We start from the raw sequence: 12,254 nt of genomic DNA on the forward strand, positions 1-12,254 counted from the left end.
ATCTCGACGTCGCACATGTTGTCATTAATTATCTGAATGAGAAAACTGGAAAGCAATTTAAAGCCCAGTCTACAGCAACCAAGAAGTTCATCAATGGCAGGATGAAGGAAGGCTATACACAAGAGGACTTCATGAAAGTCGTCGATCTCAAAGTATCCGAGTGGATCCACCATGCTGAATTCAACCGCTTCTTGCGGCCATCGACGTTATTTAACGCAACCAACTTCGAAAACTATGTCAATGAACTAGCTGCGGTACAGAAGCCGAAAAAGCGTATGCTCGCTCTGCCAGTGCTAGATTTCAATAAAGGGGATGAACACGTATGAATAGTGAACTAATGGAAAAAAGTCTTCTCGGTACGATGATGAAGGAAAATTATTTGGTTCTGGACAGCGGGATTCAAACCGCATTCTTTGAGACACAGCTGCACAAAAATATTTATCTAACCATGAAAGAATTAGCCAACAACGGACGCCCAATTGACTTCATCACATTGCTGACGACACGCGAACCGGCAGAACTCGGTGGTGCCAATTATGTTTCGGAACTACGTCGTTTTGCCAATCCCACACACTTTGACGAGTATTTAGAAATCATCATTTCCAAGTGGAAGAAACTTGAGACAGCGAGAATCCTACAGTTGGCACAGAACGAACAATGGGAGAACAGTGAGATTGTCAAAGCGTTAGAAGAGTTAGATACCGATCATAGATCAGATGAATTATTGTTACTTGACGATTACCTCGTGAGTCAGTACGAACGCCCTTTCATCCAAGGACCGGACATGACAGGAATTAGCACAGGCTTACAGCCGATGGATTATCTGTTAAACGGATTCCAAGACAGTGAATTTATCGTCATCGCCGCTAGACCTTCCATGGGAAAGACGGATACACTCAATCATCTCGCGCTAACTGCCGGATTAAACGATCATTTACCGATCGTCTTTTCTCTCGAAATGAGCCGTAACACGATGACCGACCGTCTAATATCTACAGCGGGTGGATACAGTCGATTAAAGATGCGCAATCCATATAAACATTTTGATAACACACAGAAGAATACATGGATGACAGCGCTCGATCATTTGCAAAGCGCTAAAATCCGTATCGACGACAGAAGCGGAATAAAAGTGAGTCAAATAAAAGCAACTGCCCGCAGAGTCATTAAAGCACAACCGGACAAGCGACCGATTATTTTCATTGATTACTTGCAAATCATCCGACCGGAGGAAAGAACGAATAACCAAAACCAGGCAATTGGCCAAATTAGCGCAGATTTAAAAGCGATGGCAAAAGAATTTAACTGCCCCGTTGTCGTCCTATCTCAGCTTTCCAGAGCAGTCGAACAACGACAGGACAAACAACCGATGATGAGCGACCTACGAGACTCCGGCAACATCGAACAAGACGCCGATGTCGTGTGCTTCCTCTTTAGAGACGATTACTACAATCAAGAATCGGAACTCCAGAATCATCTCGAAATCACAGTGGCCAAGCACCGTAACGGCCCAGTCGGTGGCTTCACTGTCTACTACAACAAAGACAACGGTCGACTCGCTGCAATGACTTGAACCGTTCTACATATTTTGGCCCAAAAAAGGAGGGTGTACCTATGATTACAGTTGAAGAATTATTTGATTACGCAGTAGATACCGATATGTCATTAACCGCCCACAGCATTTTCTGGGCAATCACGAATCATAAAATCCGAATGGACGAAGATTGCGAGAAACTAAAAGAGATCGAGTTCGACCAGGAAGCCATCCAGCAGTCGATGAAAAAGAACACGTTACGTATTGGTGAAATTAAGCTCTTTGTGGTGAAAAGTACACAACCAAATTGGTATGCATTTTACCTTGGCAAGAAAGAGGCAGACGCGTATCGATTACATAGCGAAACGTTTCGTGAGACCGGTGTGAAGGTCACGCACGCTGATCGGTTGATGCCGAATTTATTAACATTTGCGGAATCGGGAAGAGAAGAAAGTTTGTACGAGTACCGAAAAAGAGTCATGCAGTTTCCAGTGTATGTCGGGCATGTAGAGGCAGGGAAGCGTGTGGTGCATCGTGTGTTATAAGAGAGTGAAAGGTAGATGTGAACATCGCGGATATAGCGTGGATGGATGAAGAGCGAGGGTAGTAAAGCGGTTCGAGAGTGGTTTAAAGTGCCCACCGTACGTAGTGTCCGTTCTGTATTTCACAAGTAATGGTGATCCAGCTATCTCTAAAGGAGAAGATAAGCTGGATCACTATATAATTTATTGCCAAGTACTAAGCGAATTCATTTTAAGGGCTTTCAGGTTCAGGACTCTTTTTTAACTTATTCTTTCGAAAGGCATATACGATAACTAGTAAAAGAGGCAAGAAAAGTCCAATGAAGAGAGAAAAGTATATTTCAGTCGATTGTTGTATTTCTTTTTGGTAGACGACGTTCGGATAGAGCACAAGGGAGACGATTACAGCAATCATTCCTAACGGCAAGGTTAAGGGGCGGTAGTCTTTCAAATGTAAAATTTGCGCGATCCCTAAAACAGTAGCGTAAAAATAAAGTACCGTTTTAAAATAGAGGGCGATGAACCAAAGGAAACCCATTAATCCTTCAATACGCTGTATAAAATCTCCAATATTGATTCTTTTAGCCAATTCATAGCCTGGATAAATCTCTCTCGCTGTATCCTCAGCACCTAATACCGAAACACTCAAAAAAGAAAGAATGATGATCATGATTCCGCCTATTACGTTTCCAATGAAAAAAGACTTTCTAGCTTGTTTCATTTCGTTCATAAGAGCGGGGAAAATCATTAATAACACAATCGCATTGACAAAAGATGAAGCGACAAAATATATACTGGATTGAACGAGCGTTATTGTCCCTTCCACAAAGAAGGGCTCTAAATTTTCAAATTTGATGTGAGATGAAATGCACACCACCAAAATGAGGAAAAGGACAAAGAAAACGACAATGAAAATTTCTGCAGAACGCGCAATGGTTTCCAATCCGAGCCGGACTGCCATCACGACAATTCCCATCATGAGAATATTGAGGGCCACCATGGGAGTAGTAGGCAACATATTGGTTGTGATAAATGTCGCGGAATAATATAAAAGGCTAGACGTGTAAAGTGCTGCCATGGATACAAATAATACGGAAACCGCTTTCCCTATCCATTTACCAAAAATCTTTTCATTGAGTTGAATATAGGTTAGGTGAGGGAACCACTGAGCTATAGTCGTGAATAGCCATATGACCAATAAGCCGATTCCTGTACCAATTATTGCGGCAATCCATGCGTCTTGCTTCACTTCCGCAGCTAAAACGGACGGGACAATTAAAATGCCTGTACCTATTGTAAAGAAAATAACCAACACTAGAAATTGGTACGGATTAATTTTAACATTTTCTATCATTTCATATCCTACCTTTCTCTTTGCGTGGTTATTCAGTATAGTAAAGGAGCCATTAGATCAGTAAGCAGTGTAAACAAAAAAGTGAGTAATTCCATTGGGGATGGAAGAGTTTTTCCGAATCCTAGTACCATGCCTAGCGATACTCCAATCGTAAGAAGAATGGAAAACACAAGCAATTCTTTTTTGTGTTTTTTATCCAAGAGAGAAGGGACTTCAAACCACGCAATGGCAGCTGCTATCAAAAGTATTCCTATACTTTTTATCATGATGAGTTAGTCCTCTATCTTTTCTAAGAAAGAATTATTTACTGTACCGGTCCGACGTATTTTTAGATCAATCTGCGTATTGACGGTTACTTCAGAAAACTTTTCATCCCAATGATCTTTCATCTTTTCCCACTCTATCGGATTGGATCGATAGATGGCTTCACCAAACCCGAAAATATCGGATGCATATTGAGTTTTTACTGTATTTACTGTCTGATGAATAACTTCTTCCACTTCTTTTTTATAAACTTTCTCTAACTCGTCAATGGTCTCGGGTTTCGTTAGGTCAATTGGACATTGAACTTCTCCTAAATCGCCTTCTGCTTGAATTTTAATATTCACTTCAGGTTCTCCTTTGTTGATAGCACCTGTGACTTTGGAATGGAAGTGAAGAATGTTTAAAGTGATTTCCCCCTTTTTGGGACAAGGAATAGCTGTTACGGTTGATTTTACGGAGTTGGTGATGTCCGCGTATCCTCTGCTATCCTCTTCATTTAACCAGCCGACAAGCCGATCTCCTTTAAAGACAGCTAAATGATCATATTTTATTTCGGCAGACGAAGTGATCGTTTCCACATTCTGTTTGCTTGAACCTATTTCTTTGTCTCCTATTATTTCAATTCCTGTTAATACAGCTTCCTTTCCGTCAGTTAACAGATCTTTAATTAGCTCATCCAATATAATGCCTTTTGTTCCGGCCCAGTTTCTTTCTGACACTTGAAGAGAGTTATACATTTTAGTGGCTGGAATACTTTCTATTGGTGTATTCACATTCAATACTTCGGACGCGGTAGTATTCTTCGCAACTACTACATAGAAGTCCGGTCGAAGCTCCCAATCCCTTGAAAGTAAATCTAATGATTCAGCTATTCCTTCTTTAGCTAGATCCTCACTGAGGACCAGTATAAGAAGATGACCGGGATAAATTTTTCGAGGAGAAACCTTTGTCATTTTTCGAAAAGCCTCAAATATCGATTCTCCACTTTCTTGAAAGAGAGTAACTGCTGAACGCCCCTGACTATTTGTTTTCATAGATACCTCTGCGGGTACGACCACTTGAGCGGTGACTACGTATTGATCATCTGACTTGTCGATCCCAATTGCCATTGCGATGCCGAGCTCATTTAACTCCCTCCGATCCCAACAACCCGAGAGAAACAGGGTGAGAATTAAGAGTACCAATAGGCTTTTTTTCATCAATTACTCCCTCGTTTCATCATTTTTTGGTGGTTGTGGTTTTGCAGAAGCTGGATCTTGTTGCCTCACCACATTGGTTTGATTGATTAGGCGTGGTCTAGTAAACATTTTCCATATAGGTACAACAATCAACGTATCTTTTTGATCGGAAACATTAAATGGTGCGAATGGTGCCATATACGGTATACCAAAAGAACGTAAACTGCATAAATGGAGAATCATAGCGACGAAACCTATGGCAAGGCCGTATAAACCAAACGATGCAGCCAACCCCATAAATCCAAAACGTAGTATTCTTACCGAAATCGCCATGTTGTAAGTAGGCGAAACGAAACTAGATATGGCGGTTATGGAAACGACGATTACCATGGCGGCAGAAATAATGCCGGCTTCAACTGCCGCGGTCCCAATTACAAATGCGCCTACAATCGACATGGCTGAACCGATAGAGCGGGGCATTCGTATGCCTGCTTCCCTCAATATTTCAAAAGTGACTTCCATAATGACGGCTTCAATAAATGCCGGAAATGGAACACCTTCTCGTTGGGCTGTTAGGCTAATGAGCAATGCAGGGGGTAACATGGATTGATGAAAAGTCGTGATAGCAACAAATAATGCGGGTGCAAGCAACGCAATCACAAATGCAAAAAAGCGAAGAAGTCGAATCAGACTCCCAATACCTGTATGCACATAGTAATCTTCAGGAGATTGAAAAAATTGGACGAATAGTGCCGGAACAATCAGCACAAATGGTGTTCCATCTACTAAAATGGCTATACGTCCTTCAAGAAGTGCCGCAGCTACTATGTCCGGACGTTCTGTATTGAAAACAGTAGGAAAAGGGGAATACGTTGAATCTTCAATGAATCCCTCGATATTCCCACTTTCAAGAATCCCATCAATATCTATTCGATCCAAACGTAAACGGACTTCATTGACAATCTTGTCATTTGCAATGCCATGAATATACATGAGGGCAACATTCGTTTTCGTGCGTGTACCAATAACCTTTGACTCCACCCAAAGACTTGGGTCTTTAATTTTCCGACGAATTAATGCCGTATTCACACGCAGATTTTCGGAAAACCCTTCGCGTGGTCCTCTAACGACTGTCTGGGACGCAGGCTCTTCTATCCCACGCTCAACCCAGTGCTTATTACCCATCACGAGACCTTCAGAATATCCATCGATCAACAGAATAGTATCTCCTGATAAAAGAGAAGTGAAAAGATCATCAAAACTGGTTAGATCTTTAATCTCTCCTACCGTCATAGCAAAGTCTTTTAAGGCGGTTAGAATATTATGTCCTGGTGTCAACTTCTTTTCTAATCCGGTACCTTTTATATCCAACATCAAAGATTCCATTATGAAATTTTGCAATGAAGGTGTATCGGTCAATCCATCGGTATAGAAAATACCTGCTTTCACCGATCCGCCTTGACCAATTCGGATTTCTCGAATGACAATATCCGAGCTTTCGCCCAAGCTATTTTTTACGAATTGTATATTGTCTTGAAGACTTGTCTTTAAATCGTTTGGTGAACTGTTTTCGTTCGTTTGGCTAGGGGGAGTGGATTGTTCTTTCGTATTAGTTTTCTTTTTAAAAAAGCCCATACACTACCTCTTTTACTGTTTGGTATTTTGAAAAGTTATGCATGATTTATGCTATTTCTTTGCTGCTATATTCATCTTGTCCTAATTTTTCTTCTTTTATGCGGGTTGAGTGGTGTTTTTGAGTGAGATTGGTGTAATGAAGGGGGCTCTTTGTTGGTAGCGGGTGTGCTGGGGTGTCTGCTGGTGACTTATATAATAGATACAATTTTTTATAGGAGTTAGCTAGTTTTCTAAATATACTTTCTATTTAGATGTTGAATTGATTCTATTAACCTTGTACTATAGTACTACATGAAGGGGGAGATTGAATGATGTAACTCATTTTCAATTTGCTACCTCGACTTCTACTAGTGCACTGTTGAGATGGAATACTTGGTTACTAGAGATAGCAGTAAAGGATAAAGATGAAAAATCTAGGATTCAACGAAATTATGGATTAAAGATTTTACAGCACCGAATTTACACTTTATTGATGTTAAATCAGAGCATCACAGTCACGAACAAATTATCCGAAAGAGCATTTACTACAAACATACAAGGAGTGAAGACATGAGTAAATTACTACAAACTGTTCTGTGGACTGCATTACTGTTCATCTTATCCATTACCTTCATTCATACAGGACAGGCATCCGCAAAAGAGTTTACAGACGTGCCGAAGAAGCATCCGAACTATACAGCGATCCAAGAGATGGAGAAGAAAGGATTTATTAGCGGCTATCCGGACGGCAAATTCCGGCCGAATGAGCCGATTAGCCGAAAACATGTCGCGACATTGCTCGATCAGGCGCTTAAGCTGCCAAAAGCAAGTAAAAAGCTGATTTATAAAGATGTGCAGCTGAGCCACCCGTACTATCAGCCCATCATGAATTTGACACAGGCGGGTATCGTGAGCGGAGGATTAAATCAGAAATTTAATCCGAATGCGCCGGTTACACGGATTCAGATGGCGAAAATTTTGGATTTGGCGTTCCGTTTTCGTTTCGATGAGCGGCCTGGTGGCTTCCATGACTTATATCAGGATCATTGGGGCTTTGTGCATGCGCACGCACTGCTGGTGAATGGCGTAGCAAAAGGCGATCAGGGTAATTTTTATCCGAACCGCCCGGTAACCCGTGCGCATTACGCGGAGTTTTTGAGTCGAGCGTTGAAAGTGGGCGTCACACCTGTGGAAACAGGAACAGTGAGCAAAGAGCAAGTGCTGGATCTTATACACCGCAAATCGGCTGAGGTAGAAGGTGTCATGATCAGAGGAATGATAGCGAAGAAAAAGTTTAGTGAAATTCGTGCCGAGCTACTACCTTATGCCACTGCAAGATTCACAGATGTTCAAATGAAGCCAGATTATCCATATGTTTGTTTCGAGTGCGATAATTCTTTCTTCCCGTTCTATGTATCAGAGTTGTCGTTCCGTCTGAATTATTCGCAACCAAGCAAAGACACACTGAACATTCACACGATTTTGCTGGATTCAGACGGACCGGTTTCAGGCGGATTATTCGTGGATTATATGTTTAAAAAGGAAAGCGGTAAATGGAAAATACATGATTTGAAGTACACCCCGATTGGCAAGAGGAATTTTGAGCTAACGAAGGATGAAGTGGAGCAGATTTTGCGTTATGATTATTCTTATCAAAAACCTGTCAACATTCAGTTCATCTCCCAGTCAGAGGCAAGAGATCGAGATGGGAAGAGCGGTGAAACGTATACGTACAAAAAATATCGATTCACTGTTCAGACGAATGACGGTCGTCATACAGTCGATGTGCGCTCAGACAGCGGCTATTACGAATATTGAGAATGATAGAAATGCCCGGTGGATTGCCGGGCATTTTTGTCGTATTAGACGTTGTGGTTGAAGATTGCGTGAATGGATAAACATTTCCTTTTATTTAATAAAAAACAGTCTTAAAAGTCAGTAGGATATGACTTTCAAGACTGTTTTTAACTTTATATATTATTCGAAGATCATTGTCATTACAACAATCGAGAGTAATAATAAATAGATTCTAGAAAATAATCGATCAGGAAGGATGTGAGAAATCCATATTCCGATTGGCACACCTATAAATCCTCCAAATACAATACCTAGAAATGCTGGAATATAAACAAAACCAAGAGACCATGGAGGAAGATCAGGATGGTTAAAACCGTTATATATAGCAGTGATCGTTCCAAAAATTGCTATGGGCAGACTTAAAGGGGTGGCTAACGAAACGGCATTGACCATTTTTAAGTGACAAGTACGTAAAAATGGTATGGTCATTAAACCTCCGCCAACTCCAAGTAAAGTAGAAATAAACCCAATTATTCCTCCGGCGAGTGATGTTTTCAAGCGACTAGGCATCTGTATAGAATCCGTTTTAATATGGATAAAGCTTTTCGTAATAAGAGATGAAAAAATTGTATACACGACTAGAGTAATAAATAAATATCTAAGAATATCTCCTTCAATTAAAGGGGAAACTAACCCTCCAATTATTGCACCAACAGCGATTGTCGGTGCAAGTTGTAAAAAGATAAACCACAAGATATGTTTTTTGCGATGATGAGATATTGTAGAATTAGTGGAATTTACAATCATAATGGCTAATGACGTTCCTATTGCTACGTACATTACTAGAGTATCAGGAAACGCTAATGTTGGTAATACTATATATAACATTGGCACTACAACAAAACCGCCACCAAATCCAAACAGACTGGACAGTAAGCCTGTCAACACCCCAAATGTCAAAAAGATAATAAATAGATACATGAAACTCCTCATTTAACATAGTATTGAATGGGAAAGATGTAAATTAAGTAAATAAAACTATTACCATATCGAGTTTGTAATCAAGTAAAGTATAGTAGGACAAAGTAAACAACCCAAACCCGTGTAGAAGGTAGCAGTGACGGCTCCATAAGGGACTAATCGGATATCTGTTGCGGCTAAGCCACCTGCTACGCCAGAGGTAGTACCCATCAACCCACCGTATATCATAGCTGATAAAGGATTATTCAATCCAATGAATCTAGCTACAAACGGTGTTCCTACCATAACCAGAACTGATTTCACTAAACCAGCTGCTATACTGATAGCGATTACTTCGGAACTTGCATTTAATGCCGCACCTGTTATTGGACCCACAATATACGTAACGGCGCCCGCGCCAATAGTTGTAAGGCTAACTGCATCAGTATAACCAAAGACTAACGCTATGACTACACCGATAAAGAATGATAGGAATACACCGAAAAATAGAGAGAGTACACCTTGAATACCCGCTTTCTTAATTTCATCAAAGTTTGCACCAAAAGCGGTAGCTACGATTGCGAAATCTCTCAACATACTTCCGCCTAAAAAACCAATTCCAGCAAATAGGGAAATATCGGACAAACCTTTTGTGCCCTCTGAAAAAAGACCACCAAAATAGGCGAGTATCAAACCGAGAACGATTGCAATAGCGGATCCATGCACGAGCCCCCTTGTTAGCTTGCTAGATATTAGATAAGCAATGTACATTGTAATACCTACAACTATAAAACCTGTAATCAATCCATTTGATTCAAGTGCATTTGTAACCGCTTCCATGAACATGTTAATTTGCCCCCTTTGGTTTTAGTGGATTAGTTCTATTGAAATCAATCTCAGATTCCTTTGCTTTCTTACCGCCTAAGATAGGAACGAAGAACCAACTTATAACGACTGTAACCCCACCAGCGACAATAGCCAAAGGTCCACCTGTTAAAGCGCCTAACACATTCTGACTAGCTGCCATGGCAATGACGATAGGTATATACATGGCATTCCAAAAAGCTAAACCAGACTGAGCTGGCATACTTAACATGTCTTTCTTTTGTAGTCTATCTATTACGACAATAAGCAAAAGCATGGCGATTCCTACACCGCCTACATTGGAATCTACACCCATTAGGCTTCCAATAATTTCACCACAAAACATCCCTACTAAAAAACAAGCAGCTAAAATTGCAACACCGTAAATTACCATTCGTTCACTCCTCTAGAATTATTTAGTCGACTGTACTCTAAATTTAGGATAATCAATAAATTGGAAATATGCAAGCTAAATTTTTAATGTTATTGGAATATTCAATATTTACTATTGAATAAATTATCCAACTTGTATAATATGATAGTATACAGTCGACTATGTGACTTAAATTGAGGTGAGCCAATGGAATATTTTGAGAAGTCATTAGATAACGCTTTATCAGTAATGGTAGCGAATCAATTACTAGGGCAAGTATTAAACAATGAGTTAAAACCTGGCGATCAAGTTGTTGAAAGTAATTACGCTGAACAGTTTCAAATTAGCCGATCTCCGGTTCGAGAAGCAATCTATTTACTCACTATGGAAGGAATTATTGAACGCGTACCTCGAAAGGGTGCCTATATCAAAGGGTATACAATAGATGAGATGAAAGATTTATTGGATGTCCGCAATTCATTAGAGTTATTAGCAGTAGAACGCTTGACTAAACCTAGTCAAGAAAAAATGTTATTAGATGAGATGAAAACACTTGTCCATCACATGACAATAGTAGATGACATTACAGAATATGCTCACTTAAACTATCAATTTCATTACTTAATCTTGAAGTTGAGTAAGAGTAGTGTATTGACTGATATGTACAGCAAAATATCATTACCGTTATTACGTATTCAGGTTATTCATTTTTCCAGCAATAAGATGATTGAGAAGTCAGTGAGAGAACATAAGCAAATTTACAGCTGTTTAGTGAAGGATGATATTGTTCAAGTGAAATCCATTCTACGTAAACACACCGAAGATGTAATATTTAGCGTGAAAAGTAAATTATTGTAGGTGATTCATATGAAAAGCGCATGGTTATTTCCTGGGCAAGGTTCACAGTATCCACTATTTTTAGATGATCTACCTCAATATTCTGGTGTGATCAAAACAATAAATACAGCTTCGGAAATACTAAATGAGCCCATCCGTGCATTACAAACTAAAGAAAAATTGAACAGTACAAAAAATGTGCAGATGACTATGTTGACCACGGGTGTGGCAGCAGCAAGGTATCTTATGGATGAAGGAGCAGAGCCACAATTTGTTGCCGGCCATTCGGTTGGAGCCTTTGCAGCTGCTGTTATAGCAAATGTCTTGAAATTTGAAGACGCTTTGTCGTTAGTGAAAGAACGTGGAGAATTAATGGAAGAGCTTCAAGACGAGAATTATGGAATGGCTGTCATTGTTGGGTTAACAGAAGTTCAATTAGAAAAAGTGGTTTCGACTATCCATACGAAAGAATTTCCTGTATATGTTTCTAACCGTAATTCGCCAACACAGCTAACATTATCTGGACATAAAAGTGCCATGAGACAAGTGATTAGAGAAGTAGATGGAAAGGGAGCGAGTTCGGCGAAAATGTTACGTGTCACGACTCCTTCTCATTCTCCATTATTTCTTCCAGTTCAGAAAAAGTTGAAGGAACGATTGAGTTCTTTAGAATTGAGACGTCCAACTATTCCTATAATAGCCAATAGAAATGCTCGAGTTTTAAGACGAGCTGAAGATATTTCAGATGACTTGGCAGAAAGTATTGCGTTACCTGTTCGATGGCATGATGTCACCACTGTTTTACATGAAAATGGTGTACGTCAATTTATTGAAATGCCACCTGGTGATGTATTGAAGCGGCTAGCAAATCAAGCCTATCCTGATATTCATAGTTATGCGGTTACTACAAATGGAGTAGATGATTGTCTGTACGTAGAGAAAAACAAAGGAGTGTAGA

General features: G+C 40.0%; 13 protein-coding genes. 6 read left to right on the plus strand and 7 right to left on the minus strand.

Annotated elements, in window-relative coordinates:
• The 3 genes from CSV77_RS14110 to CSV77_RS14120 form a co-directional block, all read left to right on the plus strand.
• A partial coding sequence (locus CSV77_RS14110; protein WP_199203759.1) for a conserved phage C-terminal domain-containing protein occupies positions 1 to 326 on the plus strand: 326 nt, incomplete at its 5' end.
• Positions 323 to 1,573 carry a replicative DNA helicase gene (locus tag CSV77_RS14115; protein ID WP_099673895.1) on the plus strand — a complete coding sequence of 417 codons (1,251 nt, stop codon included), beginning with the start codon at positions 323 to 325 and terminating at the stop codon, positions 1,571 to 1,573. The genes CSV77_RS14110 and CSV77_RS14115, both read left to right, overlap by 4 nt.
• Positions 1,574 to 1,614: 41 nt before the next feature.
• A complete protein-coding gene (locus CSV77_RS14120; RefSeq protein ID WP_099673896.1) occupies positions 1,615 to 2,079 on the plus strand; it encodes a hypothetical protein in 465 nt (154 codons plus the stop codon).
• 208 nt (positions 2,080 to 2,287) lie between these two features.
• Here CSV77_RS14120 and CSV77_RS14125 read toward each other — a convergent pair whose 3' ends face one another.
• From CSV77_RS14125 to CSV77_RS14140, 4 genes are read right to left on the minus strand one after another with little or no spacing between them, the layout of a single operon-like run.
• The gene (locus CSV77_RS14125) at positions 2,288 to 3,409 is read right to left on the minus strand and encodes a GerAB/ArcD/ProY family transporter (RefSeq protein WP_099673897.1); all 1,122 of its coding nucleotides are present in this window, start codon (positions 3,407 to 3,409) and stop codon (positions 2,288 to 2,290) included.
• A gap of 32 nt (positions 3,410 to 3,441) precedes the next feature.
• Positions 3,442 to 3,675 (minus strand): hypothetical protein, encoded by a 234-nt coding sequence (locus tag CSV77_RS14130; protein WP_099673898.1) that lies wholly within the window; start codon positions 3,673 to 3,675, stop codon positions 3,442 to 3,444.
• Between the two features lie 6 nt (positions 3,676 to 3,681).
• Positions 3,682 to 4,872 (minus strand): Ger(x)C family spore germination protein, encoded by a 1,191-nt coding sequence (locus CSV77_RS14135; protein WP_099673899.1) that lies wholly within the window; start codon positions 4,870 to 4,872, stop codon positions 3,682 to 3,684.
• A gap of 3 nt (positions 4,873 to 4,875) precedes the next feature.
• The gene (locus tag CSV77_RS14140) at positions 4,876 to 6,486 is read right to left on the minus strand and encodes a spore germination protein (RefSeq protein WP_099673900.1); all 1,611 of its coding nucleotides are present in this window, start codon (positions 6,484 to 6,486) and stop codon (positions 4,876 to 4,878) included.
• A 549-nt stretch (positions 6,487 to 7,035) separates the two neighbouring features.
• Between CSV77_RS14140 and CSV77_RS14150 the strand changes: the two genes are divergently transcribed.
• Positions 7,036 to 8,283 carry an S-layer homology domain-containing protein gene (locus CSV77_RS14150; protein WP_099673902.1) on the plus strand — a complete coding sequence of 416 codons (1,248 nt, stop codon included), beginning with the start codon at positions 7,036 to 7,038 and terminating at the stop codon, positions 8,281 to 8,283.
• Positions 8,284 to 8,442: 159 nt separating this feature from the next.
• On the opposite strand, the gene CSV77_RS14155 is transcribed toward CSV77_RS14150, so the two are convergent.
• Genes CSV77_RS14155 through madL form a run of 3 tightly spaced genes read right to left on the minus strand, consistent with a single transcriptional unit; the run spans position 8,443 to position 10,480 of the window.
• The gene (locus CSV77_RS14155; protein ID WP_158232081.1) at positions 8,443 to 9,243 is read right to left on the minus strand and encodes a sulfite exporter TauE/SafE family protein; all 801 of its coding nucleotides are present in this window, start codon (positions 9,241 to 9,243) and stop codon (positions 8,443 to 8,445) included.
• A 60-nt stretch (positions 9,244 to 9,303) separates the two neighbouring features.
• Complete coding sequence (gene madM, locus CSV77_RS14160; protein ID WP_369802780.1) at positions 9,304 to 10,068, minus strand: malonate transporter subunit MadM; 765 nt, start codon at positions 10,066 to 10,068, stop codon at positions 9,304 to 9,306.
• 1 nt (position 10,069) lies between these two features.
• A complete protein-coding gene (madL, locus tag CSV77_RS14165; protein WP_099673904.1) occupies positions 10,070 to 10,480 on the minus strand; it encodes a malonate transporter subunit MadL in 411 nt (136 codons plus the stop codon).
• A 186-nt stretch (positions 10,481 to 10,666) separates the two neighbouring features.
• Between madL and CSV77_RS14170 the strand changes: the two genes are divergently transcribed.
• A complete protein-coding gene (locus CSV77_RS14170) occupies positions 10,667 to 11,317 on the plus strand; it encodes a GntR family transcriptional regulator (protein WP_099673905.1) in 651 nt (216 codons plus the stop codon).
• 9 nt (positions 11,318 to 11,326) lie between these two features.
• The gene (locus CSV77_RS14175) at positions 11,327 to 12,253 is read left to right on the plus strand and encodes an ACP S-malonyltransferase (protein WP_099673906.1); all 927 of its coding nucleotides are present in this window, start codon (positions 11,327 to 11,329) and stop codon (positions 12,251 to 12,253) included.
• Position 12,254 lies beyond the last annotated feature (1 nt).

Origin of the sequence: Sporosarcina sp. P16b (assembly GCF_002743065.1) — a bacterium.
Lineage (GTDB): Bacteria > Bacillota > Bacilli > Bacillales_A > Planococcaceae > Sporosarcina.